Origin of the sequence: Bacillus sp. FSL K6-0255 (assembly GCF_045040725.1) — a bacterium.
Taxonomy (GTDB): domain Bacteria; phylum Bacillota; class Bacilli; order Bacillales; family Bacillaceae; genus Bacillus; species Bacillus subtilis.
Genome location: NZ_CP150278.1, coordinates 136888 through 162500, shown reverse-complemented (window position 1 = coordinate 162500; position 25613 = coordinate 136888). Strand labels below are relative to the sequence as shown.

At 43.0% G+C, this 25613-nt stretch carries 39 protein-coding genes, 2 rRNA genes and 1 pseudogene (1 of these 42 running past the window's edge); 2 read left to right on the top strand and 40 right to left on the bottom strand.

Annotated features, from left to right (window positions below; genetic code table 11):
- Together MHB62_RS00945 and MHB62_RS00940 are read right to left on the bottom strand one after the other, a co-directional pair.
- Window positions 1-301, bottom strand: a 23S ribosomal RNA gene (locus tag MHB62_RS00945) (it extends 2627 nt beyond the left edge of the window).
- 167 nt (window positions 302-468) lie between these two features.
- Window positions 469-2018 (bottom strand): 16S ribosomal RNA (locus MHB62_RS00940).
- Together the 16S and 23S rRNA genes form the textbook arrangement of a ribosomal RNA operon.
- A 350-nt stretch (window positions 2019-2368) precedes the next feature.
- Between MHB62_RS00940 and pdaB the strand changes: the two genes are divergently transcribed.
- Window positions 2369-3133, top strand: a complete 765-nt coding sequence (gene pdaB / locus MHB62_RS00935; RefSeq protein WP_003235130.1) for a polysaccharide deacetylase family sporulation protein PdaB — start codon at window positions 2369-2371, stop codon at window positions 3131-3133.
- On the opposite strand, the gene kbaA is transcribed toward pdaB, so the two are convergent.
- The gene (gene kbaA / locus MHB62_RS00930) at window positions 3134-3730 is read right to left on the bottom strand and encodes a KinB-signaling pathway activation protein (protein WP_004399693.1); all 597 of its coding nucleotides are present in this window, start codon (window positions 3728-3730) and stop codon (window positions 3134-3136) included.
- A gap of 109 nt (window positions 3731-3839) precedes the next feature.
- Between kbaA and gerD the strand changes: the two genes are divergently transcribed.
- Complete coding sequence (gene gerD, locus MHB62_RS00925; RefSeq protein ID WP_003235126.1) at window positions 3840-4397, top strand: spore germination lipoprotein GerD; 558 nt, start codon at window positions 3840-3842, stop codon at window positions 4395-4397.
- A 35-nt stretch (window positions 4398-4432) separates the two neighbouring features.
- Here gerD and salA read toward each other — a convergent pair whose 3' ends face one another.
- The 37 genes and pseudogenes from salA to rplB form a co-directional block, all read right to left on the bottom strand.
- A complete protein-coding gene (gene salA / locus MHB62_RS00920; protein ID WP_003235124.1) occupies window positions 4433-5491 on the bottom strand; it encodes an iron-sulfur carrier protein/transcriptional regulator SalA in 1059 nt (352 codons plus the stop codon).
- A gap of 95 nt (window positions 5492-5586) precedes the next feature.
- Window positions 5587-6300 carry an N-acetylmuramoyl-L-alanine amidase CwlD gene (gene cwlD, locus MHB62_RS00915; RefSeq protein ID WP_015252979.1) on the bottom strand — a complete coding sequence of 238 codons (714 nt, stop codon included), beginning with the start codon at window positions 6298-6300 and terminating at the stop codon, window positions 5587-5589.
- A gap of 59 nt (window positions 6301-6359) precedes the next feature.
- Window positions 6360-6803: a YbaK family protein gene (locus tag MHB62_RS00910; RefSeq protein WP_003235118.1), complete on the bottom strand. Its 444-nt coding sequence runs from the start codon at window positions 6801-6803 to the stop codon at window positions 6360-6362.
- Between the two features lie 185 nt (window positions 6804-6988).
- Window positions 6989-7756, bottom strand: coding sequence for a class I SAM-dependent methyltransferase (locus MHB62_RS00905; protein WP_032723020.1), 768 nt, complete (start codon window positions 7754-7756; stop codon window positions 6989-6991).
- Window positions 7757-8219: 463 nt separating this feature from the next.
- On the bottom strand, window positions 8220-8612 hold the full coding sequence (rpsI, locus tag MHB62_RS00900) for a 30S ribosomal protein S9 (RefSeq protein ID WP_004399691.1): 393 nt from the start codon (window positions 8610-8612) through the stop codon (window positions 8220-8222).
- 20 nt (window positions 8613-8632) lie between these two features.
- Window positions 8633-9070 (bottom strand): 50S ribosomal protein L13, encoded by a 438-nt coding sequence (gene rplM / locus MHB62_RS00895; protein WP_003241966.1) that lies wholly within the window; start codon window positions 9068-9070, stop codon window positions 8633-8635.
- 161 nt (window positions 9071-9231) lie between these two features.
- A complete protein-coding gene (gene truA / locus MHB62_RS00890) occupies window positions 9232-9975 on the bottom strand; it encodes a tRNA pseudouridine(38-40) synthase TruA (RefSeq protein ID WP_004399657.1) in 744 nt (247 codons plus the stop codon).
- Window positions 9976-9984: 9 nt separating this feature from the next.
- Window positions 9985-10782 carry an energy-coupling factor transporter transmembrane protein EcfT gene (locus MHB62_RS00885; RefSeq protein ID WP_004399656.1) on the bottom strand — a complete coding sequence of 266 codons (798 nt, stop codon included), beginning with the start codon at window positions 10780-10782 and terminating at the stop codon, window positions 9985-9987.
- On the bottom strand, window positions 10779-11648 hold the full coding sequence (locus tag MHB62_RS00880; protein WP_029727019.1) for an energy-coupling factor ABC transporter ATP-binding protein: 870 nt from the start codon (window positions 11646-11648) through the stop codon (window positions 10779-10781). Before MHB62_RS00880 ends, MHB62_RS00885 begins: the two co-directional genes overlap by 4 nt.
- Entirely contained in the window at window positions 11624-12469 is an 846-nt protein-coding gene (locus MHB62_RS00875; protein WP_004399689.1) for an energy-coupling factor ABC transporter ATP-binding protein, read from the bottom strand. The genes MHB62_RS00880 and MHB62_RS00875 overlap by 25 nt, the downstream gene beginning before the upstream one ends.
- Before the next feature lie 127 nt (window positions 12470-12596).
- Window positions 12597-12959 (bottom strand): 50S ribosomal protein L17, encoded by a 363-nt coding sequence (gene rplQ, locus MHB62_RS00870; RefSeq protein ID WP_003225836.1) that lies wholly within the window; start codon window positions 12957-12959, stop codon window positions 12597-12599.
- Window positions 12960-13036: 77 nt separating this feature from the next.
- Entirely contained in the window at window positions 13037-13981 is a 945-nt protein-coding gene (locus tag MHB62_RS00865) for a DNA-directed RNA polymerase subunit alpha (RefSeq protein ID WP_003225835.1), read from the bottom strand.
- A 176-nt stretch (window positions 13982-14157) separates the two neighbouring features.
- Window positions 14158-14553, bottom strand: coding sequence for a 30S ribosomal protein S11 (rpsK, locus tag MHB62_RS00860; RefSeq protein WP_009966385.1), 396 nt, complete (start codon window positions 14551-14553; stop codon window positions 14158-14160).
- Window positions 14554-14573: 20 nt separating this feature from the next.
- Window positions 14574-14939, bottom strand: coding sequence for a 30S ribosomal protein S13 (gene rpsM, locus MHB62_RS00855; protein WP_003235095.1), 366 nt, complete (start codon window positions 14937-14939; stop codon window positions 14574-14576).
- A 22-nt stretch (window positions 14940-14961) separates the two neighbouring features.
- Complete coding sequence (gene rpmJ / locus MHB62_RS00850; protein WP_003156543.1) at window positions 14962-15075, bottom strand: 50S ribosomal protein L36; 114 nt, start codon at window positions 15073-15075, stop codon at window positions 14962-14964.
- A 33-nt stretch (window positions 15076-15108) separates the two neighbouring features.
- Window positions 15109-15327: a translation initiation factor IF-1 gene (infA, locus tag MHB62_RS00845; protein ID WP_003156508.1), complete on the bottom strand. Its 219-nt coding sequence runs from the start codon at window positions 15325-15327 to the stop codon at window positions 15109-15111.
- Window positions 15305-15573, bottom strand: a pseudogene (locus tag MHB62_RS00840) (ribosome-binding protein ybzG). The gene infA and the pseudogene MHB62_RS00840 overlap by 23 nt, the downstream one beginning before the upstream one ends.
- A gap of 65 nt (window positions 15574-15638) precedes the next feature.
- Window positions 15639-16385: a type I methionyl aminopeptidase gene (map, locus tag MHB62_RS00835; RefSeq protein ID WP_003225828.1), complete on the bottom strand. Its 747-nt coding sequence runs from the start codon at window positions 16383-16385 to the stop codon at window positions 15639-15641.
- On the bottom strand, window positions 16382-17035 hold the full coding sequence (locus MHB62_RS00830) for an adenylate kinase (protein WP_004399686.1): 654 nt from the start codon (window positions 17033-17035) through the stop codon (window positions 16382-16384). Before MHB62_RS00830 ends, map begins: the two co-directional genes overlap by 4 nt.
- Window positions 17036-17089: 54 nt before the next feature.
- Window positions 17090-18385: a preprotein translocase subunit SecY gene (gene secY / locus MHB62_RS00825; protein WP_004399662.1), complete on the bottom strand. Its 1296-nt coding sequence runs from the start codon at window positions 18383-18385 to the stop codon at window positions 17090-17092.
- Between the two features lies 1 nt (window position 18386).
- Window positions 18387-18827, bottom strand: a complete 441-nt coding sequence (gene rplO, locus MHB62_RS00820) for a 50S ribosomal protein L15 (protein WP_003225819.1) — start codon at window positions 18825-18827, stop codon at window positions 18387-18389.
- 30 nt (window positions 18828-18857) lie between these two features.
- Window positions 18858-19037 (bottom strand): 50S ribosomal protein L30, encoded by a 180-nt coding sequence (gene rpmD / locus MHB62_RS00815; protein WP_003156497.1) that lies wholly within the window; start codon window positions 19035-19037, stop codon window positions 18858-18860.
- A 13-nt stretch (window positions 19038-19050) separates the two neighbouring features.
- Complete coding sequence (gene rpsE, locus MHB62_RS00810) at window positions 19051-19551, bottom strand: 30S ribosomal protein S5 (protein WP_003328273.1); 501 nt, start codon at window positions 19549-19551, stop codon at window positions 19051-19053.
- A 24-nt stretch (window positions 19552-19575) separates the two neighbouring features.
- Complete coding sequence (rplR, locus tag MHB62_RS00805) at window positions 19576-19938, bottom strand: 50S ribosomal protein L18 (RefSeq protein ID WP_003225816.1); 363 nt, start codon at window positions 19936-19938, stop codon at window positions 19576-19578.
- Window positions 19939-19970: 32 nt separating this feature from the next.
- Complete coding sequence (gene rplF / locus MHB62_RS00800; protein ID WP_004399690.1) at window positions 19971-20510, bottom strand: 50S ribosomal protein L6; 540 nt, start codon at window positions 20508-20510, stop codon at window positions 19971-19973.
- Between the two features lie 29 nt (window positions 20511-20539).
- Window positions 20540-20938, bottom strand: coding sequence for a 30S ribosomal protein S8 (rpsH, locus tag MHB62_RS00795; protein WP_003241998.1), 399 nt, complete (start codon window positions 20936-20938; stop codon window positions 20540-20542).
- Between the two features lie 31 nt (window positions 20939-20969).
- Window positions 20970-21155, bottom strand: a complete 186-nt coding sequence (gene rpsN / locus MHB62_RS00790; protein ID WP_003156488.1) for a 30S ribosomal protein S14 — start codon at window positions 21153-21155, stop codon at window positions 20970-20972.
- A 22-nt stretch (window positions 21156-21177) separates the two neighbouring features.
- Window positions 21178-21717: a 50S ribosomal protein L5 gene (rplE, locus tag MHB62_RS00785; protein ID WP_003225809.1), complete on the bottom strand. Its 540-nt coding sequence runs from the start codon at window positions 21715-21717 to the stop codon at window positions 21178-21180.
- A gap of 26 nt (window positions 21718-21743) precedes the next feature.
- Complete coding sequence (rplX, locus tag MHB62_RS00780; RefSeq protein ID WP_003156486.1) at window positions 21744-22055, bottom strand: 50S ribosomal protein L24; 312 nt, start codon at window positions 22053-22055, stop codon at window positions 21744-21746.
- Window positions 22056-22091: 36 nt separating this feature from the next.
- Window positions 22092-22460 (bottom strand): 50S ribosomal protein L14, encoded by a 369-nt coding sequence (rplN, locus tag MHB62_RS00775; protein ID WP_003225805.1) that lies wholly within the window; start codon window positions 22458-22460, stop codon window positions 22092-22094.
- Between the two features lie 40 nt (window positions 22461-22500).
- Window positions 22501-22764: a 30S ribosomal protein S17 gene (gene rpsQ / locus MHB62_RS00770; RefSeq protein ID WP_003225804.1), complete on the bottom strand. Its 264-nt coding sequence runs from the start codon at window positions 22762-22764 to the stop codon at window positions 22501-22503.
- 22 nt (window positions 22765-22786) lie between these two features.
- On the bottom strand, window positions 22787-22987 hold the full coding sequence (gene rpmC, locus MHB62_RS00765) for a 50S ribosomal protein L29 (RefSeq protein ID WP_003156482.1): 201 nt from the start codon (window positions 22985-22987) through the stop codon (window positions 22787-22789).
- Complete coding sequence (rplP, locus tag MHB62_RS00760) at window positions 22977-23411, bottom strand: 50S ribosomal protein L16 (protein ID WP_003225801.1); 435 nt, start codon at window positions 23409-23411, stop codon at window positions 22977-22979. The genes rpmC and rplP overlap by 11 nt, the downstream gene beginning before the upstream one ends.
- Window position 23412: 1 nt before the next feature.
- Complete coding sequence (gene rpsC / locus MHB62_RS00755; RefSeq protein WP_003235068.1) at window positions 23413-24069, bottom strand: 30S ribosomal protein S3; 657 nt, start codon at window positions 24067-24069, stop codon at window positions 23413-23415.
- 3 nt (window positions 24070-24072) lie between these two features.
- The gene (gene rplV, locus MHB62_RS00750; protein ID WP_003156475.1) at window positions 24073-24414 is read right to left on the bottom strand and encodes a 50S ribosomal protein L22; all 342 of its coding nucleotides are present in this window, start codon (window positions 24412-24414) and stop codon (window positions 24073-24075) included.
- 16 nt (window positions 24415-24430) lie between these two features.
- Window positions 24431-24709 (bottom strand): 30S ribosomal protein S19, encoded by a 279-nt coding sequence (rpsS, locus tag MHB62_RS00745; protein ID WP_003156472.1) that lies wholly within the window; start codon window positions 24707-24709, stop codon window positions 24431-24433.
- A gap of 57 nt (window positions 24710-24766) precedes the next feature.
- Window positions 24767-25600 (bottom strand): 50S ribosomal protein L2, encoded by an 834-nt coding sequence (gene rplB, locus MHB62_RS00740; protein WP_003225795.1) that lies wholly within the window; start codon window positions 25598-25600, stop codon window positions 24767-24769.
- Window positions 25601-25613 lie beyond the last annotated feature (13 nt).

The window sequence follows — 25613 nt, the reverse complement described above, 5'->3', positions numbered from 1 at the left end:
ACAACCCCAAGAGGCAAGCCTCTTGGTTTGGGCTAATCCCGTTTCGCTCGCCGCTACTCAGGGAATCGCATTTGCTTTCTCTTCCTCCGGGTACTTAGATGTTTCAGTTCCCCGGGTCTGCCTTCTCATATCCTATGAATTCAGATATGGATACCACTCCATTACGAGTGGTGGGTTTCCCCATTCGGAAATCTCCGGATCAAAGCTTGCTTACAGCTCCCCGAAGCATATCGGTGTTCGTCCCGTCCTTCATCGGCTCCTAGTGCCAAGGCATCCACCGTGCGCCCTTTCTAACTTAACCGTTAAAAAGAATCACTATGTGATATCTTGTATTACTTGAATGTGATGTCTACTGTTATCTAGTTTTCAAAGAACACGTTTCGAAGGAATGATCCTTCAAAACTAAACAAGACAGGGAACGTTCTGTTTATAAGACCCAAGGTCTTATATTCCGTATAATATCCTTAGAAAGGAGGTGATCCAGCCGCACCTTCCGATACGGCTACCTTGTTACGACTTCACCCCAATCATCTGTCCCACCTTCGGCGGCTGGCTCCTAAAAGGTTACCTCACCGACTTCGGGTGTTACAAACTCTCGTGGTGTGACGGGCGGTGTGTACAAGGCCCGGGAACGTATTCACCGCGGCATGCTGATCCGCGATTACTAGCGATTCCAGCTTCACGCAGTCGAGTTGCAGACTGCGATCCGAACTGAGAACAGATTTGTGGGATTGGCTTAACCTCGCGGTTTCGCTGCCCTTTGTTCTGTCCATTGTAGCACGTGTGTAGCCCAGGTCATAAGGGGCATGATGATTTGACGTCATCCCCACCTTCCTCCGGTTTGTCACCGGCAGTCACCTTAGAGTGCCCAACTGAATGCTGGCAACTAAGATCAAGGGTTGCGCTCGTTGCGGGACTTAACCCAACATCTCACGACACGAGCTGACGACAACCATGCACCACCTGTCACTCTGCCCCCGAAGGGGACGTCCTATCTCTAGGATTGTCAGAGGATGTCAAGACCTGGTAAGGTTCTTCGCGTTGCTTCGAATTAAACCACATGCTCCACCGCTTGTGCGGGCCCCCGTCAATTCCTTTGAGTTTCAGTCTTGCGACCGTACTCCCCAGGCGGAGTGCTTAATGCGTTAGCTGCAGCACTAAGGGGCGGAAACCCCCTAACACTTAGCACTCATCGTTTACGGCGTGGACTACCAGGGTATCTAATCCTGTTCGCTCCCCACGCTTTCGCTCCTCAGCGTCAGTTACAGACCAGAGAGTCGCCTTCGCCACTGGTGTTCCTCCACATCTCTACGCATTTCACCGCTACACGTGGAATTCCACTCTCCTCTTCTGCACTCAAGTTCCCCAGTTTCCAATGACCCTCCCCGGTTGAGCCGGGGGCTTTCACATCAGACTTAAGAAACCGCCTGCGAGCCCTTTACGCCCAATAATTCCGGACAACGCTTGCCACCTACGTATTACCGCGGCTGCTGGCACGTAGTTAGCCGTGGCTTTCTGGTTAGGTACCGTCAAGGTACCGCCCTATTCGAACGGTACTTGTTCTTCCCTAACAACAGAGCTTTACGATCCGAAAACCTTCATCACTCACGCGGCGTTGCTCCGTCAGACTTTCGTCCATTGCGGAAGATTCCCTACTGCTGCCTCCCGTAGGAGTCTGGGCCGTGTCTCAGTCCCAGTGTGGCCGATCACCCTCTCAGGTCGGCTACGCATCGTTGCCTTGGTGAGCCATTACCTCACCAACTAGCTAATGCGCCGCGGGTCCATCTGTAAGTGGTAGCCGAAGCCACCTTTTATGTTTGAACCATGCGGTTCAAACAACCATCCGGTATTAGCCCCGGTTTCCCGGAGTTATCCCAGTCTTACAGGCAGGTTACCCACGTGTTACTCACCCGTCCGCCGCTAACATCAGGGAGCAAGCTCCCATCTGTCCGCTCGACTTGCATGTATTAGGCACGCCGCCAGCGTTCGTCCTGAGCCAGGATCAAACTCTCCGATAAAGTAGTTTGACTGACTACGCACATCGCTGTGCGATTTATAAAAATGAATTAACAGGTACGTTTTGTCTTGTTTAGTTTTCAAAGATCATTACTGCCGCTTAACGAAGCAGCTTTATTACTATAACATTTAGCTTCTTTTAAGTCAACAACTTTTTTCAAAGTATTTAATGAAGCTTTTAGTTGATGTGAGCTGTTTATCAGCGACGAATAATAATATATCACGGATATTATCAAAAGGTCAACACCCAATTTAGGCTGTATGTGAAGAGACATTTTATCGGTTATATTCAATTGTCCATGCTCATAAGATGTAAAACAAGAATGATGGACAAGATAAGGAGGCATCATCAGTGAATCACTTCTATGTGTGGCACATTAAACGGGTAAAACAATTAATTATTATACTTATCGCCGCATTTGCAGCTGCCAGCTTTTTTTATATCCAAAGAGCTGTCCCGCTTCCCGTGTTTTCAACTGACACCGGACCTAAAGCCATTTATAAAGGAGAAACAGACTCTAAAGATATTTCACTTACTTTCGATATCAGCTGGGGTGATGAGAGAGCAGAACCGATACTTAATACTCTGAAAGCAAACGGGATTAAAAACGCAACGTTTTTCCTGTCCGCTTCTTGGGCAGAACGCCATCCCGACACAGTGGCCCGTATCGTAAAGGACGGCCATCAAATCGGGAGCATGGGCTACGCTTATAAAAACTATGCCAATTTAGAGAGCAGCGAAATAAAAAAGGACATGAACCGTGCGCAAACAGCCTTTGAAAAGTTAGGGGTCAAAGACATACAGCTATTAAGACCCCCTACCGGCCAATTCAATAAGAATGTTCTAAAGGTCGCAAAGCAATACAATTATACAGTCGTTCATTACAGTGTGAACTCTCAAGACTGGACAAATCCCGGAGTTGAAAAAATCATCGACAATGTGACCAAGCAAGTTTCCGGTGGAGACATTATTCTTTTACATGCCTCCGATTCTGCAAAACAAACAGAAGAAGCATTGCCTGATATCATCCATCAGCTGAAAGAAAAAGGATTAAAAAATGTAACCGTGGGTGATCTCATCGCAAATTCTGATGCCAAATCCGCAGAGGTAAAGTAATTACTTTGCTGCAAACTTCGGCAGCATCAGCAATTGGAAGGCATTACATGCCATTAACGGAAAAAGCATTAAATAAAGCCAGTCCTCATCATTTACTCTTAATGCAGGGAACCATTCTAATGCGGTAATCACAACCATCAAAAATAACGATGACACAAATGTTTTCTTAGAGGACTGCTTTTGCTTTATATAAGCTGTAATCACTCCAAAGATCAATAAAAACACCGGTAACCACGCATAGCCAGCCAGCGATTCTCCGCTCTCTCCAAAAAATAAAAAACGCACGTACATTAAATCAAAAGCAACAAACAGGATGAAAAACAACTGCAGCAAATTCCACAAAGAGGAGGACCTTAATATCTCAAGCGCAAACCGATGAACTGTTAAAAACACGAAAAAACCCATTTGGCTGATCACACTGAAAATCATGCCTACACCGATAAACCAAAATAAAACAGAGAAAATCTGTCCCGCTTCAAATGTTAGAAACAGCCCTCTATATTCTCCCCACTTTAAAGCAAAACCCACAATACTCGTGATAAGCGCCCCGACAGCTAAAATAGAAAAGAAAAAACGAACTAAACCACGGCTTTTCATTTCTTTATTCATCCCCTCAAAAATCGCGAACAGCGATATTTTGTTATGTATAATTCCAAACAGATGAATCATATTAAAGGTAAGACAAGTATGTGAAAGGAGCTTAAGCATGTCAAAAGCCAAAACGCTATTGATGAGCTGTTTTTTGTTATTATCTGTAACAGCTTGCGCTCCAAAAGACCAAGCAGCGGATATGGACTATGATCAGACCAAAAAAATGGTTGTTGATATATTAAAAACTGATGATGGAAAGAAAGCTATTAAGGAATTATTAAATGATGATGCCATGAATGAAGCGCTGGTGATTGACCAAGATGCAATTAAAGGAACAATAGAAAAAACACTCACATCTAAAAAAGGTGAAGAATTTTGGAAAAACATCTTTGAAGACACTGATTTTGCTGAGGGCTTTGCCAAAACTCTTCAGACAGAGCATGAAAAAGTGATTAAAAAGCTGATGAAGGATCCAGATTACCAGAAGATGCTGATGAGCGTTATGCAGGATCCCGGCATGGATAAAAAGTACAGCCAGCTGGCAAAAAGCCAAGAATTCCGCAGTTATTTAGAAGAGGTTATTAACGAAACACTTTCTAGTCCGCTTTACAAAAAGCAGTTCGAAGATGAGCTGAAAAAAGCAGCAAAAGACACAGCAAAAGAAAGTGAATAAAGGGAAAGCCGGGATCTGGAATCCCGGTTCACCTTTTATACCTGCACTGACATTTTTGCATCTATTTTTTTTGCGATGTCCTGATATATTTCTCCGATTGGATGATTTTCGTCATAAACAGACGGAGCAAATTGGTCCTTATCCCAATCGGGCTGTTTCAATGGGATTCTGCCGAGCAAAGGCACGTTTAGTTCCTCAGCCAGTTTATCTCCTCCGCCTTTTCCAAACACATATTCTCTTTCCCCTGTCTTTGCACTTTCATAATAAGCCATGTTCTCTATGACACCCACGACCTCATGATCGGTTTTAATCGCCATAGAGCCCGCTCTGGCCGCGACAAAAGCAGCTGTCGGATGTGGCGTAGATACGATAATTTCTTTGCAGCTCGGAAGCATTGTATGTACATCGAGAGCAACGTCCCCTGTACCAGGCGGAAGATCAAGAACGATATAGTCTACTTCTCCCCACTCTACTTCATGGAAAAAATTATTCAGCATTTTGCCGAGCATCGGCCCTCTCCATACGACCGGGGCATTTTCTTCTACGAAAAAGCCCATTGACATGACCTTTACTCCAAAGCGTTCAACAGGAAGAAGTTTCTCTCCTTCAATTGTTGGACGCACAGTGATACCCATCATGTCCGGCACACTGAACCCATAAATATCCGCATCAATTAAACCAACCTTTTTCCCTAGACGAGCCAGAGAAATAGCTAGGTTTACTGACACAGTTGACTTGCCTACGCCGCCTTTTCCACTTGCTACAGCAAGAAAGACTGGCGGGTTATCCATATTTAATAATGTTTTTTTCTCAGCTGACGGCGCCCGGAATTTAGCAACCGTTTCTTCAGGCAGCTCTTCAAATCGAAGGCCGACTGTCTCAGCTCCTGCCCCTTTTAATACGTTTACGATCTCTTGCTGAATCTGCATTTGTTCTGCAGTTCCTGTTTTTGCAAGAGCGACTTTTACACTGATATGCCGTTTTTCAGGCTTTATTTTAATTTCCTTAACGGCATCCAATTCTCCCAGAGGTCTTTGAAGAAAAGGTTCGCGCATTTCTCCGACTAGTTTTCTTACTTCATCTTCTCTTATCATCGAACCTCACCCTTTTGTGTATTCGTTTACAATTATTATTATATCATACATAAATGGCGGGTGTCTTATGCTTAGAACCACAAGAAAACCCTCCATTACTCCGGAGGGTCTCCTTTTTCTGTGAAATATCGCAAAATGCCTTTATATATGGAAGATGCCACCTTGTCTTGATATTTCGGTTTACCGAGCAGCGTTGCTTCGTTTGGATTGGATAAAAATCCGACTTCTATAAGCGCCCCCGGTTTGGTGACGTTTTGCATTAAGTAGATACCATGAATCCGCTTTGCTTTCCGGGTTGTGTTTTCCAGATTTCTTCTCAGCTCATCCTGGATGTATTTTGCGACTTTCTCATTTTCCGCATATTTCCCGTAATAAAAGCTTTGGGCTCCGCTCCATTTTTGTGACGGAATCGCATTAAGATGAATGCTGATATAGAGCTCCGCCTCTGAATGGTTTATTAATTTGACTCGTTGTCTTAGATCCTCAGCTTTTCGTCGACTATAGCCTTTTGTTCCTTCTGGAGCGAGATCAGTATCACTTTCTCTGGTCATGATAACAAGCGCTCCTTGTTCTTGAAGATAATCCCTGACTCTAAAGGCCACTTCCAGGGTAACATCCTTCTCTAACAGCTTTCCGCCGACTGCTCCGCCGTCAGGCCCGCCATGACCTGGATCTAGATAAATGATTTTACCGCTCAAGGGCAGGCTCCACGGCTTCCAAGAGTCGTTGTTGCTGAATTGATATTTGAACAGAAATAGTAATACGATGAAGCCTAGCAAAAAACTGAGCCATTTAAGCTTTTTCCTCATCCCTTCCCCTCCCGCTTGTCCGTTATTACATAACTATGGGACAGGGCCGGGAAATATGATTACCGCATGCGAAGCTTACACTGTTTTTCTCTTTGAACAAACCCCGCTGTCCACCAATCTTTAATGAACTTGCGTGCCGCTTCATAAACCGTGTTTTTATCAAATGTTGCGTATTGCTCGTGTATCCAATTATAGAGATAATCAAAAAACTCCATACGCAGCTCTTCTTCTTCTCTTGCAGAGCGGGCACTGATACTCTGCATGGATTCTCCGTAATAGCCGAATATCCCAAAACGCCCGCCTAACAAATAAGCTTCAATCGCAAAATCAATACAGCCTTCAGTAATAATATCTCGTTCATCATGTAAAAATGGAAATAATGGTTCCAAACAATCCTTAACAGACTGGATAATTTGTCTCAGAGAGAGTTCTTTGAGCAAGTTCTTTTCTAATTCAAAATCCTTTTGGCGTTTCACATCCATAAAAGACAGTACTTCTGCCATATAAATTCACTCTCCTTTTACCGATTATTTTGAGGTTTGGATGATGAAACAATGCCCGAATTCGGTTGGAAATTCGCCCAAATGAAGGTGTAAAATCGATAAAAAGTCAGCTTTCCGCAGGATCTGGAACAAACGTTCTGTAAGTAGTTATGAAAAAAGCAGCCCCTCTAACAGGTCGCTGCTTTTCATACTTTCATGCTTCTTGTTGCAGAATATGTATGGATATATTGGTCTAATACAAACCCGCCTTTATCTTCATAAAAACCAGTAACGATAAAACCGGCATCAATTTGGCCTTTGATTTGGTCTTCTAAGGAATGGCCGAATTCCAGAGCCTCATTATTTTCGATCAGTTTTTTCACTTTATGTTTCGGAAGATCTTCTGGGTCAGCGTATGGAATGGAGTGTTTTACTTTTAAAACACCTTGCTGTTCTAATTCTGTATCAAACAGAAATACAACAGGATTGACAAAACCCGAGATTAGAATGCCGTTCCTTTTCAACACACGGTGCGCTTCCTTCCATACCGGGAGGACATTCTCAACAAAAACATTGGCAACAGGATGTACAATGACATCAAATGATTCATCATTAAATACACTTAAATCGTCCATGCTTCCTTTGACAGTGTGTATCGTGAGACCATCTCGCTCAGCAATCATTCTATCCTGATTCAGCTGTTTTTCTGAGTTATCTAATACGGTGACATCCGCGCCTGCGGCTGCCAAAACTGGACCCTGCTGGCCGCCGCCTGATGCTAAACAGAGTACTTTCAGACCTTTGATAGGCGGAAACCAATCCTTCGGTACATCTTTCATTGGTGTTACCCTTATATCCCAATTGCCTTTTTTTGCTTGTTCGATAACCTGCTGTTCAACAGCAACAGTCCATTCATTGCCTGTTTCTACTTTTTTATCCCAGGCTTTGCTATTATGAGCTACTAACGCATTCATGAATCTTCTCCTTACTTTAATGTATAGAGTATAACAAATATTTCTAGATTGATATCGCTTTCCCTTTGCATATTTAGAAAAAAGTTCATAAAAACGCAAAAAAATCACAAAGGAGATATGTGATTTATATCATCAGATTTACTTTTACTTCGTTACATAAAGCCATTAGCAATGAGAGCTATTGTTTCTCCGGGTTAAGAATCAGCAGTGAACTTTAACGGATGAGATACAGTGGTTAGATGAAGCTGGGCTGATCACATAACGATAATAAACATTGACCGAAGTTCCAATTGAATAAGAATGAAAGCTATCATGATTATTACAAAGAGACCGTTTATAAACAAACAATTTGCTTAACCCCGCCAAACGTCCATTCAGTTGTTATTTTTATGCGAGGCTGTCACGTTTTATTGAAAGAAAAAAGCTCCCAACCCAAGGTCGAGAGCTTTTTGAAAACGTAAAATTAACGTTTTGAGAACTGAGGTGCACGACGAGCGCCTTTAAGACCGTATTTTTTACGTTCTTTCATACGAGCGTCACGAGTCAGAAGACCTGCACGTTTAAGAGTTGTACGGTATTCTGGATCTGCTTCAAGCAAAGCACGAGCGATACCGTGACGGATTGCTCCAGCTTGACCAGATAGGCCGCCTCCATGTACGTTTACTAAAACATCATAAGTGCCAGCTGTTTCAGTCAAAGTTAATGGTTGTTTGATATCTTCGATTAAAGCTGCAGATGGGATATGTTCGCTGATTTCACGATTATTAACGACGATACGGCCTTCTCCTGGAACTAAACGCACACGCGCTACAGAGCTTTTACGACGGCCAGTACCGTAATATTGAACCTGTGCCAAATTGGTAACCTCCTTTTTAATTAACCGCGAAGTTCGTAAACTTCAGGTTTTTGTGCTTCGTGTGGATGCTCAGAACCACGGTATACGTTCAATTTTTTGAACATTTGACGACCTAGAGAACCTTTTGGAAGCATGCCTTTGATAGCAAGCTCAAGCATTTTCTCAGGGTAGTTTGTACGCATTTCAAGAGCAGTTCTTGATTTTAATCCGCCTGGATGTTGAGTGTGACGGTAGTAGATTTTGTCAGTTAACTTTTTACCAGTTAACTCGATTTTTTCAGCGTTGATGATGATCACATGATCTCCAGTATCAACGTGTGGTGTGTAAGTTGGTTTGTGTTTTCCGCGAAGGATAGCTGCAACTTCTGAAGAAAGACGACCTAAAGTCTTGCCAGCAGCATCAACAACTAACCACTTGCGTTCAATAGTACTTGCGTTAGCCATAGGTGTTGTACGCATTGAATTTCCCTCCTAAATGATCTGTCATTTTCAATAAACTTCGATTACGTTCTATTTCACAACACAATAAGTTCCGGGGCTTATCGTGGGGTTGAAATACATACCATATGATATCTTATAACTTTATGCAGACTCTGTCAAGAAAATATTATACACCTGGTTTAGTTGTCATAGTAAACGTTCCATAAATATAGCCCGTGCCCCGGCGCTGTGCGCCCTGCCGCTTCGCGATCCTTCGCTTCCAGCATGGATTTCACCTCATCGGGAGAAATTTTTCCAATACCTGCATCAAGCAAAGTACCCGCAATAATTCTGACCATATTATATAAGAAACCGCTGCCTGTGATCCGCATTTGCAGGCCGTCAGCCGTCTCAGTCCAATCAAGTTCGTATATCGTTCTTACCTTGTCCTGCACTTCTGTTTTAGCCGCGCAAAAGCTCGTAAAATCATGTGTCCCTATAAGATGCTTTGCCGCTTCTCTCATGTCCTGCACATTAAGGCGATATGAAAAATGGTAAGCGTAATGCCGTTTAAATACGTCCGGGTGTTTCTCCGTGTATACAAAGTAGCGATATTCTTTTTTGACTGCGCTAAATCGTGCATGGAACCCATCATCCGCAATTTCTGCCTGTTTGACTGCGATATCGTCCGGAAGCAGTGCATTTAAGGCATATGGCCATCTCTCAGCCGGGATAGACAGCGGAGTGTCAAAATGAATCACCTGTCCGGCTGCGTGAACCCCGCTGTCTGTTCTTCCAGACGAAACGACCGGAATTCTGTCTTTTGACTTATGCAGGACAGCCAAAGCCTTCTCCAGTTCATCCTGAACCGTTCTTTTGCCCGGCTGAACCTGATAACCGTTAAACAAATGTCCGTCATAAGAAATCGTGCATTTCAGTCTCATACAGCACCTCTAAGCCCTTAAGAAAAATAACAAAGCAGCTAATACAATTAAGCTGACAATGACAGAAGTGTCTTTTCCTGTCCATACAAGCTTTCTATATTTCGTACGTCCTTCTCCGCCTTGATAGCCTCTTGCTTCCATTGCCACCGCAAGCTCTTCGGCGCGTTTAAATGCGCTGACGAAGAGCGGGACAAGAAGCGGGACAATAGCCTTCACTCTTTCTTTGACAGGCCCGCTTGTAAAATCAACGCCTCGCGCCATCTGAGCCTTCATGATCTTATCTGTCTCCTCCATCAGTGTCGGAATAAACCGTAAAGAAATTGACATCATAAGAGCCAGCTCATGAACAGGAAGCTTTAATTTTTTCAATGGGTTCAGCAGCTGTTCCATTCCATCGGTAATCTCAATCGGTGTGGTCGTAAGCGTTAATAAGGTTGTGATTAAAATCAAATAGACGAATCTAAGAGAAATGAATATCCCCTGAACCAGACCGCCCTCATAGACTTTGAAAAAACCTATTTGAAAGATAATCGGTCCTTCATGTGTCATAAGGATGTGAAGAAGGAACGTAAAAAGGACAATCCAGATGATTGGCTTCAGCCCTTTCATTAAAAAAGAGAAAGGAACTCTTGTTAAAGAAACGACGCCAATTGTAAATAAACCAAGCAACGCATATGTCTGAACATTATTGGCTAAGAATACGATGCAGACAAATAAAAAGATCGTGATCAGTTTTGTTCTGGGGTCAAGCCGGTGCACAAGTGAAGTACCCGGTACATACTTGCCGATAATCATGCTGTCCATCATAAAGTCTTCTCCCCCTGAAAAAGAGCACGGATTTTGGCAGCGGCATCTTCGATTGTGAGCATAGGCTCATTAAATCTCATACCCAGTACAGCTTCAAGGTGTCTTTGGAATTTTATTGTTTCAGGAAGATCCAGCCCCCAGCCGGCCATCTCTTCACCCTTTAAAAACAGATCACGCGGACTGCCTGATGCTTGTATCGTTCCTTTATGCATAACAATCATTTCATCAGCGTATGCAGCTGCATCCTCCATGCTGTGTGTCACAAGGATCGTCGTCAGGTTCCCACGTTGATGAAGCTCATAAAACATGTCCATAATCTCTTTTCGCCCTCTTGGGTCCAATCCTGCAGTCGGTTCATCCAGAACAAGCACTTCAGGGTCCATTGCAAGTACGCCGGCAATTGCAACTCTGCGCATTTGCCCCCCGCTTAATTCAAAGGGTGACCTGTCCAAAAGCTCTTCTGATAAACCTACAAGCTGCAGCATCTCTCTCGCTTTTTGTTCAGCATCTTCTTTTTTAACACCAAAGTTCATCGGTCCGAATGAAATATCTTTAAGAACTGTTTCTTCGAATAATTGATGCTCAGGAAATTGGAAAACGATTCCGACTTTTTTACGAAGTTTTTTCAGATCTTTATTCTTTTTCCCTGCCTGAATGACAGTGCTGCCTAGTGATATCTGTCCCTTCGTCGGCTTCAGGAGACCATTTAGGTGCTGAAGAAGAGTGGACTTGCCAGAGCCTGTATGCCCGATAACGGCTACGTAGCTTCCTTCTTTAATCGATGCATTGATATCATACAGTGCTAGGCGCTCAAACGGCGTCTTCATCTGATAGCGATGCTCTACATCTTTGATTGTAATGTCCACAGCTCTTTCACCAGCCCTTCCTGAGTCAAATGGTTTTCTTCCAAAGCCAGTCCATTTTCTCTTAAAAGCTGGCTAAGCTGAAATGAGAAGGGTAAATCAAGCCCAATTCGAACAAGTTCTTTATTCAATTTAAAAATCTCTTCAGGCGGCCCTTCAGCATATTTTTTACCGCCATTCATGACAATGATCCTGTCTGCTTTTGCTGCCTCATTCAGATCATGTGTAATGGATATGACAGTCGCCATGCCCTGCTCTTTTAAATGTCTTACCGTTTCAAGCACTTCTTCTCGCCCGATCGGATCAAGCATGGATGTTGCTTCATCTAAGATAATAATATCAGGACGTGCGGCAATAACCCCCGCAATCGCAACTCTCTGCTTTTGGCCTCCGGAGAGATGGTGCGGCTCTTGATCGAGAAAATCTTGCATATTCACCTGTTTTACTGCCCAGTCTACTCTCTCAATCATTTCTTCCCGCGGTACACCATTGTTTTCTAAACCAAAAGCCACATCATCGCGAACAGTCGTTCCGACAAATTGGTTATCCGGATTTTGAAAGACCATACCTATCTTCTTACGCACTTCCCAAACAGATTCCTCTGTCAATTGAATCCCGGCAACCTCAATGTCGCCTGATTCAGGAAGAATTAAACCATTCAATGCCCGGGCCAGTGTTGATTTCCCTGAACCGTTATGACCTACGATTGCAAGCCATTCACCCTCATACACCTGCAGGGAGACGCCGTCTAGTGCTCGTCTTTCTGCGTCCTTCCGATATCGAAATACGATATCCTCTACCGATATCAACTGATTTTGATTCATGGAAAACCGGCCTCCTCTCAGCTAATGCTCTGCTTTTCTCTCTATTAAAAGTTGCAGTATCTAAAAAAAGGGCATAGATCCAGTTAGAAACTGTCCCGCCCTTCTTTAGATACACAAAAATATGTGATTAAACCAATTCGATAATTGCCATTGGTGCTCCGTCACCACGGCGAGGACCAAGCTTCATAATACGTGTGTATCCGCCTTGGCGCTCCTCGTAACGAGTTGCAATGTCAGAGAATAATTTTTGAAGTGCATCTTGGTTATTTTCTTCGTTTGCAACCTCGTTGCGGATGTATGCAGCAGCTTGACGGCGAGCGTGAAGATCACCGCGTTTGCCAAGCGTGATCATTTTTTCAACTACAGAGCGAAGTTCTTTCGCACGTGTTTCAGTTGTTTCGATTCTTTCGTTGATGATCAAATCAGTTGTAAGATCACGAAGCATAGCTTTACGCTGTGCACTCGTACGTCCTAGTTTTCTGTATGACATGTGATGTCCCCTCCTTTATTGGAATGCTGTTTCTGAATAATAAACACACGAAAATCCTAGTTCACAAGGGAAACTAGTCAATCGTCTTTGCGAAGTCCGAGTCCAAGTTCTTCTAGTTTCGCTTTCACTTCTTCAAGTGATTTGCGTCCTAGATTTCGAACTTTCATCATATCTTCTTCCGTCTTGTTCGCAAGCTCTTGAACCGTGTTAATACCCGCACGCTTTAAGCAGTTGTAAGAACGAACAGAAAGATCCAATTCTTCAATTGTCATTTCAAGAACTTTCTCTTTTTGATCTTCTTCTTTTTCAACCATGATTTCAGCATGTTGAGCTTCGTCAGTTAAACCAACGAATATATTAAGGTGTTCAGTTAAAATCTTTGAACCAAGCGCAATTGCTTCTTTCGGTCCAGTGCTTCCATCAGTCCAAACATCAAGTGTAAGTTTATCATAGTTTGCAACTTGGCCTACACGAGTGTTCTCTACCTGATAAGATACACGAGAAACTGGCGTATAGATAGAATCGATCGGAATCACGCCGATTGGCTGATCGTCTCTCTTGTTTGCGTCAGCAGGCGTATACCCACGTCCTCTTTGAGCAGTAAGGCGAACTCGGAAACTCGCATTCTCACCAAGAGTCGCGATATGAAGATCAGGATTTAAGATCTCTACATCACTATCGTGTGTAATATCAGCTGCCGTTACAGTTCCTTCACCCTGTACATCAATTTCTAGCGTCTTCTCTTCATCAGAGTAGATTTTCAATGCAAGCTTTTTAATGTGTAAGATAATCGTTGTAACATCTTCCACAACGCCTTCAATTGTCGAGAATTCGTGCAGTACACCATCTATCTGGATTGATGTTACAGCGGCACCAGGGAGTGAGGATAAGAGGATACGACGTAAGGAGTTACCCAGAGTTGTACCATATCCACGCTCAAGTGGCTCTACGACAAACTTACCAAATTTGGCATCGTCGCTGATTTCAACCGTTTCGATTTTTGGTTTTTCAATCTCGATCATTACTTAAAACCCTCCTTCAAAACGTCGAAACCTCGAATAGAATCATATGAGATTCCATCCGAAATTCCCCATTGTTTAGTCCCGTATGTGCTCAGGCAACGAGTCGGTGCATTCGTTTCATAAATAACTGTATCATAACCCATTATTGACAGGGACACAAAATCTATACAAACAAATTACACGCGGCGACGTTTTGGTGGACGGCATCCGTTATGAGGAACAGGAGTTACGTCTCTGATAGCAGTGACTTCTAGTCCAGCAGCTTGAAGTGCACGGATTGCAGCTTCACGGCCTGAACCAGGTCCTTTAACAGTAACCTCTAGAGTTTTAAGACCATGTTCGATTGAACCTTTAGCAGCTGTTTCTGCAGCCATTTGCGCAGCAAAAGGAGTAGATTTACGAGAACCTCTGAATCCTAAAGCTCCGGCACTAGACCAAGAAATAGCATTACCATGAGTGTCAGTGATCGTAACGATCGTGTTATTGAAAGTTGAACGAATATGAGCAATTCCAGACTCAATATTCTTTTTCACGCGACGTTTACGCGTGTTAGATTTACGAGCAGCAGCCATTGTTTAAGAACCTCCCTTACTTATTTTTTCTTGTTAGCTACAGTACGACGCGGACCTTTACGAGTACGCGCGTTGTTTTTAGAGTTTTGTCCACGAACAGGTAATCCTCTGCGATGACGGATTCCGCGGTAGCTTCCGATTTCGATCAGACGTTTGATATTAAGAGAAACTTCACGGCGAAGGTCACCTTCTACTTTCAGTTTGTCAATAATATCACGGATTTTACCAAGTTCTTCTTCAGTAAGATCGCGCACACGAGTATCTTCTGAAACTCCAGCTTCTTTTAAAACTTGCTGAGCCGTTGTGCGGCCAATTCCGAAGATGTATGTTAAAGAAATAACAACACGTTTGTCACGTGGGATATCTACACCAGCAATACGAGCCATTCTCTGGGCACCTCCTTATAAATTATCCTTGTTTTTGTTTATGCTTTGGATTTTCACAGATCACCATTACTTTTCCTTTTCTGCGAATAACTTTACATTTTTCGCAGATTGGTTTAACTGATGGTCTCACTTTCATGTGTTTCCAACCTCCTTCAGTTTCCGGAGTGCTTTATTTGTAACGGTACGTAATCCTGCCACGAGTTAAGTCATATGGAGATAATTCTACCGTAACTTTGTCTCCAGGTAAAATGCGAATGAAGTGCATGCGGATTTTACCAGATACATGAGCCAAAACAGTGTGGCCATTTTCAAGTTCAACTTTGAACATCGCGTTTGGCAGTGTTTCGACTATAGTACCTTCCACTTCAATTACATCGTCTTTCGCCATTCAAGTGTTCTCCCTTCTTCAAATCAGTAACTTGCTTTCTGACAAATTTCAAAAGAAGTTTGTCACACGCCCTGTTTCGTTTATACTGTTCTGAACTTCCGGAGATACGCAATCATAAAGGGTTAAATGATTGATATTCTTTTTCTTAGGAGAATGAAATGTACGCTTTTCTCCGTCTGCTGTTAGTACATTGATGATGGTTAAAATTCCAACGACAAGCAGCAAGATGAATTCGGTCTTGCCAATGTTCACCCAAGCTTTCTGCCCTATCAAGCTTGAAAAACATCTGTCTTCGGAATTATTTTCATCATCTAGACTCTCGTCAGTATATCAAAACCCGTTTCCGTAATCGCAATCGTATGTTCAAAATGAGCACACTTTTTCCCATCTACCGTTACAACCGTCCAGTTATCAGCCAATGTTTTCACGTAGCGGCTGCCAGCGTTCACCATAGGTTCAATAGCGAGAACCATGCCAGGTTTAAGCCGTGGTCCTTTGTTGGGCGGACCGTAATGAGGAATTTGCGGGTCCTCATGCAAGTCTTGACCAACACCATGTCCGACATACTCCCTAACAACTGAAAACTGCTCATTTTCGACATACGTTTGTATTGCGTGGGAAATATTCGACAAACGTTCACCTGGTTTTGCTTCCTGCAAGCCTTTATATAAAGACTCCTCTGTCACTTCCAGAAGTTTTTTGTCATCATCGCTGATGTTTCCTACCGGATATGTCCATGCAGAGTCACCATGATAACCATTTAATTTAGCACCGATATCAATACTGATGATGTCACCGTCCTTCAGCACCCTGCTGCCAGGTATGCCGTGAACGAGTTCTTCATTAACTGATACGCAAATGCTCCCGCGAAACCCATTATACCCCTTAAAAGATGGGATTGCACCCTGCTTCTTAATAAAACGTTCGGCAATTTGATCCAATTCTTTTGTCGAGATTCCTGGTTTAATGTGCTTTTTTAACTCTTCATGAGTTAAAGCCACGATTCGCCCTGCTTCCCGCATGATACCAAGTTCACGTGGGGTTTTACAGATAATCATTTTTTTAATCCTCCAAGAAGATCCTTCACATCTGCATAAACGTCTTGAATGTCCTGCTGGCCATTCACGTTTGCAAGATAACCTTTCTCTGAATAGAAATCGAGTAAAGGCTGAGTTTGCTTCATGTTTACCTCAAGCCGTTTAGAGACTGTTTCCTCATTATCATCTGCCCGTTGATAGAGTTCGCCTCCGTCTTTATCACAAATACCCGGCGTTTTCGGCGGATTAAAGACTAAATGATAGGTTGTGCCGCAAACACTGCAAATTCTGCGTCCAGTCAGACGTTCCATCAGAACATCTTTGTCGACTTCAATGTTAATGACATAATCAATCGGCTTGCCGTATTCCTCAAGAATTTCTTCAAGAGCTTCGGCTTGAGCGACTGTTCGCGGAAATCCGTCCAGAAGAAAACCTCTTTCACAATCATCTTTGCCAAGTCTCTCTTTTACAATTCCGATTGTGACTTCGTCAGGTACGAGCTCTCCCTTATCAATATAAGATTTTGCTTCGAGTCCGAGTGGTGTTTCTTCTTTCATAGCAGCACGGAACATATCTCCTGTTGAGATATGAGGAATCCCATAATCCTCAACAATTCGTTCGCCCTGTGTGCCTTTACCGGCACCAGGAAGCCCCATTAAGACTAAGTTCATTCGGATTTCCCCCGTCCTCTCTTTATTAAGAGGGAATGGATAAATCCATTTCCTCTAGTTTTTCATAAATCCACGGTAGTTTCGTTTCACCAACTGGCTTTCTAGTTGTTTCATTGTCTCCAAGGCTACCCCGACAACAATTAACAAAGATGTTCCGCCAATTTGTGCACTTTGAGGCAATCCAGCGAATTGAATGAAAAAGATAGGAAGAATGGAAATCACGGCTAAGAATATAGAACCCACAAACGTAAGTCGATACAAAATGCTCGTAATTCTATCTTGAGTCATTTTCCCTGGACGAACCCCCGGGATATAGCCACCCTGTTTTTTAAGGTTATCAGCCATTTGTTCAGGGTTTACCTGTACAAAAGCATAAAAGTACGTAAAGGCAATAATCAACGCAACATATATCGCCATACCCACCGGATGCGTATTATCAAAGTTGTTTTGAATCCACTTTGTCACATCGTTTGTTCCAAAGAATGACGCGATCGTCCGCGGCGTTATCAAAAACGCAACCGCAAAGATTACCGGAATAACCCCTGCAGGATTCACTTTCAATGGAAGGTGTGTAGACTGACCTCCGCCAGCAGGTGAACGACCTGTGCCTTTAGCATATTGAATCGCAATTTTCCGTACGGCTTGCTGAATGAAAATAACTCCAACAATAACTGCTAAAATCGCAATCACAAGAAGTGCGACTTTCACAATATGAATAAACAACTGATCGTTGCTGCCGACAAATTGAGTCTCATATATTTGCCCAATTGTTTTTGGAATACTAGACACAATCCCCGCGAAGATAATGATCGATATTCCGTTGCCTACTCCATGAGAAGTAATTTGTTCCCCAAGCCACATTAAAAAGGCAGTTCCGCCAGTGAGCACTAAAGCAATGATAAGATATGTCGATACACCGGATTTTTCGATCAGCATACCGTTTGCCAGATTGTTGAATCCATATGACATACCTAACGCTTGGATGAAACCAAGCACAATCGTAAAGTACCTTGTGAACTGAGCTAATTTACGGCGGCCAACTTCACCTTGCTTAGACCACTCGGTAAACTTCGGTACCACATCCATCTGAAGCAGCTGAATGATGATCGAAGCCGTGATATAAGGAGTAATTCCCATTGCGAAAATGGAAAATTGGTAAAGCGCACCGCCGCCAAATGTATTAAGGAGATCAAAAACACCCATTTGAGACTGTGCCTGTAACGCTTCAGCGTTAACGTAAGGCACAGGAATAAACGCACCTATGCGAAAGACGATAAGCATGAGTAAAGTGAATATGATTTTATTCCTGATATCACTCACACGCATAAAGTTGGAGATTGTTTTAAACAAGTTAGATCACCTCAGCTGTACCGCCAGCAGCTTCAACAGCTTCTTTCGCAGAAGCAGAGAATTTATTGGCTTTTACAGTTAATTTTTTCTCTAATTTACCGTTGCCAAGAATCTTTACTCCTGCATTAAGTTTGCTAATAACACCAGTCTCTAGAAGAAGTTCAGGAGTGACTTCCGTTCCTTCTGCAAAACCGTTCAATTTGTCTAGGTTGACTACAGCGTATTCCTTGCGGTTGATGTTAGTGAAACCGCGTTTAGGAAGACGTTGGAATAAAGGCATTTGTCCCCCCTCGAATCCAGGGCGTACACCGCCGCCAGAACGAGCGTTTTGACCTTTGTGACCTTTACCAGCTGTTTTACCGTTGCCAGAACCAATACCACGACCTACGCGATTACGCGTTTTGCGTGAACCTTCTGAAGGTTTTAATTCATGAAGTTTCATTAGGACACCTCCTTATCCGATCAAATATTTTTATTGTTCTTTAACAGAAACTAAATGAGATACTTTATTAATCATACCACGGATCGCAGCGTTGTCTTCATGAACAACAGTTTGGTTTGTTTTCTTTAAACCAAGTGTTCTTACAGTAACGCGTTGGTCTTCCGGGCGACCGATTACACTTCGTTTGAGGGTAATTTCTAATTTAGCCATTAATGTTCCCTCCTTATCCTAACAGTTCTTCTACAGATTTTCCACGAAGCTTCGCAACGTCTTCAGCACGTTTAAGCTCACTTAAACCTTGAAGTGTTGCACGAATCATGTTGATCGGTGTGTTAGAACCTAAAGACTTAGAAAGGATATCAGCTACACCAGCTAGCTCAAGTACCGCACGTACAGGGCCTCCAGCGATAACTCCAGTACCTTCAGAAGCAGGTTTTAACAAGATGTTACCTGCACCGAAACGTCCGATGATTTCGTGTGGAATTGTAGTTCCAACCATTGGTACTTCAATCAAATTCTTTTTCGCATCTTCAACAGCTTTGCGGATCGCTTCTGGTACTTCTTGTGCTTTACCAGTACCGAATCCTACGTGTCCGTTTTTGTCACCGACAACGACTAGAGCTGCGAAGCGGAAACGACGACCACCTTTAACAACTTTCGCTACGCGGTTAACCGTAACTAAGCGTTCTTCTAACTCTAATTTGCTTGGGTCAATACGACGCATAATCATGTGTCCCTCCTTCTTTTATTAAAATTTAAGTCCAGCTTCACGAGCGGCATCAGCCAAAGCTTTTACACGTCCATGGTATAAGTATCCGCCACGGTCAAATACTACGTCAGAAATGCCTTTTTCAGCAGCGCGTTTTGCAACTAATTCTCCAACTTTAGTAGCAGCAGAAGTATCTCCAGTGCTTTCAACGTTCAAGTCTTTATCGAGAGTAGATGCACTAGCAAGTGTTACACCATTTACATCATCGATGATTTGAGCGTAAATGTGCTTGTTAGAACGGAAAACGTTCAGGCGCGGTCTTTCAGCAGTACCGGAAAGTTTAGCGCGAACACGAGCGTGTCTTTTAAGACGAGCAGCATTTTTGCTAGTTTTCGTAATCATCTAGGTCACTCCTTTCTTCACTTTAAGCGATCTTACTTAGCAGATTTACCTTCTTTACGGCGAACAACTTCACCTTCGTAGCGGATTCCTTTACCTTTGTAAGGCTCTGGAGAACGTACAGCGCGGATGTTAGCAGCAATAGCTCCTACGCGTTCTTTGTCTGTACCTTTTACAACTACTTTTGTTTGAGAAGGAACTTCGATTTCGATGCCTTCTTCAGGAACGATCTCAACAGGATGAGAGTATCCAACGTTTAAAACAAGTTTATTTCCGGATTTAGAAGCACGGTAACCGACACCGACTAATTCCAAACCTCTTTCAAATCCTTTAGATACACCTTCAACCATGTTGCCAAGCAGACTGCGAGTCGTACCATGCAGGGCACGGTGCTCTTTTTGATCAGAAGGACGAGCGACTGTAAGCACATTGTCCTCTACTTTAATCTCCATATCAGGGTGAAACGTACGAGTTAATTCTCCTTTTGGTCCTTTCACAGCTACAGTGTTGTTATCATTTAACGTTACTGTAACATCAGAAGGAATCTCAAGTAGCTTCTTACCTACACGAGACATACCAAACACCTCCATTCATGTTAAACTTCTTACCAAACGTATGCTAGAACTTCTCCACCAGCTTGTTTTGCACGGGCTTCTTTGTCCGTTAAAACACCTTGTGATGTAGAAATAATCGCGATTCCAAGACCGTTAAGTACGCGGGGTACTTCATTAGATTTAGCATAAACACGCAAACCAGGCTTGCTGATTCTTTTAAGACCAGTGATAACGCGCTCGTTGTTTTGTCCGTATTTCAAGAAAACGCGGATAATACCTTGTTTGCTGTCTTCTACGAACTCAACGTCACGAATGAAACCTTCACGCTTTAAAATTTCAGCAATTTCTCTTTTCAATTTAGAAGCAGGAATTTCAAGCTTCTCATGACGTACCATGTTTGCATTGCGAATACGAGTTAGCATATCTGCAATTGGATCTGTCATAACCATTATATAATTACCTCCTTCCCTTTCTTGGGGATTACCAGCTGGCTTTTTTCACGCCAGGAATTTGTCCTTTATATGCAAGCTCACGGAAACAAATACGGCAAAGTTTAAATTTACGAATGACTGAATGCGGACGTCCGCAGCGTTCACAGCGTGTGTACTCTTGTACTTTAAACTTTGGTGTACGTTGTTGTTTCGCAATCATAGACTTTTTAGCCACGATTTCGCCTCCCTTTCATTGATTATTTCTGGAACGGCATACCTACTTGAGTTAATAGCTCACGAGCTTCTTCGTCAGTATTAGCAGTTGTTACGATAACGATGTCCATTCCGCGAACCTTTGTTACTTTATCGTAGTCAATTTCAGGGAAGATTAACTGTTCTTTGATACCAAGTGTGTAGTTACCGCGACCGTCGAAAGATTTTTTAGAAACCCCGCGGAAGTCACGTACACGCGGTAAAGATACAGAAATAAGTTTATCAAGGAAATCATACATGCGCTCTCCGCGAAGAGTTACTTTCGCACCGATAGGCATTCCCTCACGAAGACGGAATCCAGCAATTGATTTCTTCGCACGAGTAACGACAGGTTTTTGACCTGCGATAAACGTTAATTCTTCAACAGCACTGTCGATTGCTTTGGCGTTTTGAACAGCGTCACCAACACCCATGTTGATTACGATTTTTTCGATTTTAGGCACTTGCATAACTGAATCATAGTTGAACTTAGTCATTAAAGCAGGTGCAATTTCTTTATTGTACTTTTCTTTAAGGCGGTTCATGAGATAGACCTCCCTTCCTTTTAATACTATTTATCTAGAACTTGCCCAGATTTTTTTGCTACACGAACTTTTTTGCCATCTTCCACTTTGTATCCTACGCGAGTCACTTCACCTGTTTTAGGATCGAGCGGCATAACGTTTGATACATGAATTGGCGCCTCTTGATTAGAAATACCGCCTTGAGGGTTAGCTTGAGTTGGTTTAGAGTGTTTCTTTACCATGTTAACACCTTCAACTAAAACGCGGTCCTTTTTAGGGAAAGCAGCAAGGATTGTTCCTTGTTTGCCTTTATCTTTACCAGAGATAACCATAACTTTATCGCCTTTTTTTACATGCATCCTGATCGCACCTCCTTGAGTAAGGCATTTATTTCATTAGATAACTTCTGGAGCTAGAGAAACAATTTTCATAAAGTTGTTTTCACGCAATTCACGAGCAACTGGTCCGAAGATACGAGTTCCGCGTGGGCTCTTGTCGTCACGGATGATAACACATGCATTCTCATCGAAGCTGATGTATGAACCGTCACTTCTGCGCGCTCCGCTTTTAGTGCGAACGATAACAGCTTTTACGACTTCACCTTTTTTGACAACGCCTCCTGGTGTTGCTTGTTTAACCGTGCAAACAATTACATCACCAATGTTAGCTGTTTTACGTCCAGAACCACCAAGAACTTTAATAGTAAGTACTTCACGTGCGCCAGAGTTGTCAGCTACTTTTAAACGAGTCTCTTGTTGAATCATTATTTGTTACCTCCCTTCGGAAAAAGAATTCCGAACTTTATTAGATAATAACAGCTTCTTCGACAACTTCAACTAGACGGAAACGCTTAGTTGCAGACAATGGACGAGTTTCCATGATCTTAACGATGTCACCGATTTTAGCTTGATTATTTTCATCATGTGCTTTGAATTTTTTTGAGTATTTTACGCGTTTACCGTAAAGTGTATGTTTTTTGTATGTCTCAACAACAACAGTAATGGTTTTATCCATTTTGTCAGAAACAACACGGCCTTGGTAAACTTTGCGTTGGTTACGTTCGCTCATGCTCACGACCTCCCCTCAGTGATTATTTATTAGCAGCAATTTCTCTTTCACGAATCACAGTTTTCATGCGCGCGATAGCTTTGCGCACTTCACGAATGCGAGCAGTATTTTCAAGTTGTCCTGTCGCTAATTGAAAGCGAAGATTGAAAAGTTCTTCTTTAAGAGACTTTACTTTTTGTTCAATTTCAGCAGTGGTAAGGTCACGAATTTCATTAGCTTTCATTTGATTCACCACCAATTTCTTCACGTTTTACGAACTTCGTTTTAATTGGCAATTTGTGAGATGCAAGGCGAAGCGCTTCACGAGCAACCTCTTCAGACACACCAGAAATTTCAAATAAAACTTTGCCCGGTTTTACAACAGCTACCCAACCTTCTGGAGCCCCTTTACCGGATCCCATACGTACCTCAAGTGGTTTAGCAGTGTAAGGTTTAGAAGGGAAAATTTTGATCCAAACTTTACCGCCACGTTTCATGTAACGAGTCATCGCAATACGTGCAGCTTCGATTTGACGGTTAGTAATCCAAGAAGCTTCTAGAGCTTGGATACCGAATTCTCCGAAATGTACTTCAGTACCGCCTTTCGCACGGCCACGCATTTTTCCGCGATGCTCTCTGCGATATTTAACGCGTTTTGGTAATAACATATTATTTTCCTCCTTCCTCATTTTTCTTCTTAGTAGGAAGAACCTCTCCACGATAGATCCAGACTTTTACACCAAGCTTACCGTAAGTAGTATCAGCTTCAGATGTTGCATAGTCAATGTCCGCACGTAATGTGTGCAATGGAACAGTTCCTTCACTGTAGTATTCAGAACGAGCGATATCTGCACCGCCAAGACGACCAGAAACCATTGTTTTCACACCTTGTGCTCCAGCACGCATAGTACGTTGGATTTGTTGTTTCTGCGCACGGCGGAAAGAAACACGGTTTTCTAATTGACGAGCGATGTTGTCAGCAACTAGCTGTGCATCAAGATCTGCTCTTTTGATTTCAAGAATGTTAATGTGTACACGCTTGCCAGTAAGGCTGTTAAGGGCTTTGCGAAGTGCTTCGACTTCAGAACCGCCTTTACCGATAACCATACCAGGCTTAGCTGTGTGGATCGTAATGTTAACGCGGTTTGCTGCACGCTCGATTTCTACTTTAGAAACAGAAGCGTCAGAAAGGCGTTTGCTAATGTATTCACGAATTTTTAAATCTTCGTGCAGGAAGTCAGCGTAATCTTTACCAGCGTACCACTTAGATTCCCAATCACGAATGACTCCGATACGAAGACCGACTGGATTTACCTTTTGACCCACTACTTATCCCTCCTTCTTTTCTGATACAACGATTGTAATGTGGCTCGTACGTTTGTTGATTTGGCTCGCACGTCCCATAGCACGTGGGCGGAATCTTTTTAACGTAGGGCCTTCGTCAACGAATGCTTGAGAAATAACCAGGTTGTTAGCGTCCATTTCATAGTTATGCTCAGCATTTGCAATAGCGGATTTTAATACTTTCTCGATAATTGGAGAAGCAGCTCTTGGTGTAAGGTTCAAGATTGATACTGCCTCACCTACTTGCTTGCCTCGAATCAGGTCCATTACTAGACGTGCTTTACGAGGAGCAATACGGACTGTTCTTGCAACAGCTTTAGCTTGCATTTAAAAGCCTCCTCTCTTAGCGTCTTGTTTTTTTGTCATCACTAGCATGACCTTTGTACGTACGAGTTGGAGCGAATTCACCCAACTTGTGCCCTACCATATCTTCAGAGATGAATACAGGCACGTGTTTACGTCCGTCATAGACTGCGATTGTGTGACCAATAAACTGTGGGAAAATAGTAGAACGACGAGACCAAGTTTTTACGACTTGTTTCTTGTCTGTTTCATTTAATTTCTCGATTTTAGTCATCAAGTGTCCATCGACAAATGGTCCTTTTTTTAAGCTGCGAGCCATTTTGGAACCTCCCTTCGTGATTGCACTACGGTCCGAAAAGAACCGTAGACAACCCCGTTATTTATTTTTACGACGACGTACGATAAATTTATCGGATTTGTTCTTTTTCTTACGAGTCTTGAATCCAAGAGTAGGTTTGCCCCATGGAGACATTGGTGATTTACGTCCGATTGGCGCACGTCCTTCACCACCACCGTGTGGGTGATCGTTAGGGTTCATTACAGAACCACGAACTGTAGGACGGATGCCTTTCCAGCGAGAACGTCCAGCTTTACCAATGTTGATAAGTTCGTGCTGTTCGTTACCTACTTGACCGATAGAAGCACGGCAAGCAGAAAGGATCATGCGAACTTCACCAGAGTTAAGACGTACAAGAACGTATTTACCTTCTTTACCAAGAACCTGAGCAGATGTACCAGCTGAACGTACAAGCTGTCCGCCTTTACCAGGTTTTAATTCAATGTTATGCACAACTGTACCAACAGGGATGTTGATAAGTGGAAGTGCATTACCTACTTTAATGTCAGCTTCAGGACCTGACATGATTTCAGTACCTACTTGAATTCCTTTAGGAGCAAGAATGTAACGTTTTTCTCCGTCTGCATAGTTGATTAGAGCGATGTTAGCTGAACGGTTTGGATCGTATTCAACTGTAGCAACGCGTCCAGGTATACCATCTTTATCGCGTTTGAAGTCGATAACACGGTATTGGCGTTTATGTCCGCCACCTTGGTGACGTACAGTCAATTTACCTTGGTTGTTACGTCCGCCTTTTTTGTGAAGGGGAGCAAGCAAGGATTTTTCCGGCTTGTCAGTCGTGATTTCAGCAAAATCTGAAGTTGTCATGCCACGACGTCCATTAGAGGTCGGTTTATACTTTTTAATCGCCATTTTGAATTTCCCT

Excerpts from the sequence above, each read along its gene's own strand:
- MHB62_RS00905 (WP_032723020.1), bottom strand. The coding sequence starts at position 7,756 with ATGAATGCGTTAGTAGCTCATAATAGCAAAGCCTGGGATAAAAAAGTA.
- gerD (WP_003235126.1), top strand. The coding sequence starts at position 3,840 with ATGTCAAAAGCCAAAACGCTATTGATGAGCTGTTTTTTGTTATTATCT.
- rplR (WP_003225816.1), bottom strand. The coding sequence starts at position 19,938 with ATGATTACGAAAACTAGCAAAAATGCTGCTCGTCTTAAAAGACACGCT.
- salA (WP_003235124.1), bottom strand. The coding sequence starts at position 5,491 with ATGATAAGAGAAGATGAAGTAAGAAAACTAGTCGGAGAAATGCGCGAA.
- rpsH (WP_003241998.1), bottom strand. The coding sequence starts at position 20,938 with ATGGTTATGACAGATCCAATTGCAGATATGCTAACTCGTATTCGCAAT.
- kbaA (WP_004399693.1), bottom strand. The coding sequence starts at position 3,730 with ATGAAAAGCCGTGGTTTAGTTCGTTTTTTCTTTTCTATTTTAGCTGTC.
- rplX (WP_003156486.1), bottom strand. The coding sequence starts at position 22,055 with ATGCATGTAAAAAAAGGCGATAAAGTTATGGTTATCTCTGGTAAAGAT.
- rpsK (WP_009966385.1), bottom strand. The coding sequence starts at position 14,553 with ATGGCTGCTGCTCGTAAATCTAACACGCGTAAACGTCGCGTGAAAAAG.
- MHB62_RS00830 (WP_004399686.1), bottom strand. The coding sequence starts at position 17,035 with ATGAACTTAGTCTTAATGGGGCTTCCTGGTGCCGGTAAAGGCACACAG.
- rplQ (WP_003225836.1), bottom strand. The coding sequence starts at position 12,959 with ATGTCATACAGAAAACTAGGACGTACGAGTGCACAGCGTAAAGCTATG.
- rpmD (WP_003156497.1), bottom strand. The coding sequence starts at position 19,037 with ATGGCTAAATTAGAAATTACCCTCAAACGAAGTGTAATCGGTCGCCCG.
- rpsQ (WP_003225804.1), bottom strand. The coding sequence starts at position 22,764 with ATGAGCGAACGTAACCAACGCAAAGTTTACCAAGGCCGTGTTGTTTCT.
- rplM (WP_003241966.1), bottom strand. The coding sequence starts at position 9,070 with ATGCGTACAACACCTATGGCTAACGCAAGTACTATTGAACGCAAGTGG.
- rplB (WP_003225795.1), bottom strand. The coding sequence starts at position 25,600 with ATGGCGATTAAAAAGTATAAACCGACCTCTAATGGACGTCGTGGCATG.
- rpmC (WP_003156482.1), bottom strand. The coding sequence starts at position 22,987 with ATGAAAGCTAATGAAATTCGTGACCTTACCACTGCTGAAATTGAACAA.
- map (WP_003225828.1), bottom strand. The coding sequence starts at position 16,385 with ATGATTATCTGTAAAACCCCACGTGAACTTGGTATCATGCGGGAAGCA.
- rplF (WP_004399690.1), bottom strand. The coding sequence starts at position 20,510 with ATGTCTCGTGTAGGTAAGAAGCTACTTGAGATTCCTTCTGATGTTACA.
- rpsS (WP_003156472.1), bottom strand. The coding sequence starts at position 24,709 with ATGGCTCGCAGCTTAAAAAAAGGACCATTTGTCGATGGACACTTGATG.
- truA (WP_004399657.1), bottom strand. The coding sequence starts at position 9,975 with ATGAGACTGAAATGCACGATTTCTTATGACGGACATTTGTTTAACGGT.
- rpmJ (WP_003156543.1), bottom strand. The coding sequence starts at position 15,075 with ATGAAAGTGAGACCATCAGTTAAACCAATCTGCGAAAAATGTAAAGTT.
- rplP (WP_003225801.1), bottom strand. The coding sequence starts at position 23,411 with ATGTTATTACCAAAACGCGTTAAATATCGCAGAGAGCATCGCGGAAAA.
- rpsE (WP_003328273.1), bottom strand. The coding sequence starts at position 19,551 with ATGCGTCGTATTGACCCAAGCAAATTAGAGTTAGAAGAACGCTTAGTT.
- rpsM (WP_003235095.1), bottom strand. The coding sequence starts at position 14,939 with ATGGCTCGTATTGCTGGTGTAGATATCCCACGTGACAAACGTGTTGTT.
- cwlD (WP_015252979.1), bottom strand. The coding sequence starts at position 6,300 with ATGAGGAAAAAGCTTAAATGGCTCAGTTTTTTGCTAGGCTTCATCGTA.
- rplO (WP_003225819.1), bottom strand. The coding sequence starts at position 18,827 with ATGAAACTTCATGAATTAAAACCTTCAGAAGGTTCACGCAAAACGCGT.
- infA (WP_003156508.1), bottom strand. The coding sequence starts at position 15,327 with ATGGCGAAAGACGATGTAATTGAAGTGGAAGGTACTATAGTCGAAACA.
- rplV (WP_003156475.1), bottom strand. The coding sequence starts at position 24,414 with ATGCAAGCTAAAGCTGTTGCAAGAACAGTCCGTATTGCTCCTCGTAAA.
- MHB62_RS00885 (WP_004399656.1), bottom strand. The coding sequence starts at position 10,782 with ATGATGGACAGCATGATTATCGGCAAGTATGTACCGGGTACTTCACTT.
- rplN (WP_003225805.1), bottom strand. The coding sequence starts at position 22,460 with ATGATTCAACAAGAGACTCGTTTAAAAGTAGCTGACAACTCTGGCGCA.
- MHB62_RS00865 (WP_003225835.1), bottom strand. The coding sequence starts at position 13,981 with ATGATCGAGATTGAAAAACCAAAAATCGAAACGGTTGAAATCAGCGAC.
- MHB62_RS00875 (WP_004399689.1), bottom strand. The coding sequence starts at position 12,469 with ATGAATCAAAATCAGTTGATATCGGTAGAGGATATCGTATTTCGATAT.
- rplE (WP_003225809.1), bottom strand. The coding sequence starts at position 21,717 with ATGAACCGCCTTAAAGAAAAGTACAATAAAGAAATTGCACCTGCTTTA.
- MHB62_RS00910 (WP_003235118.1), bottom strand. The coding sequence starts at position 6,803 with ATGGCAGAAGTACTGTCTTTTATGGATGTGAAACGCCAAAAGGATTTT.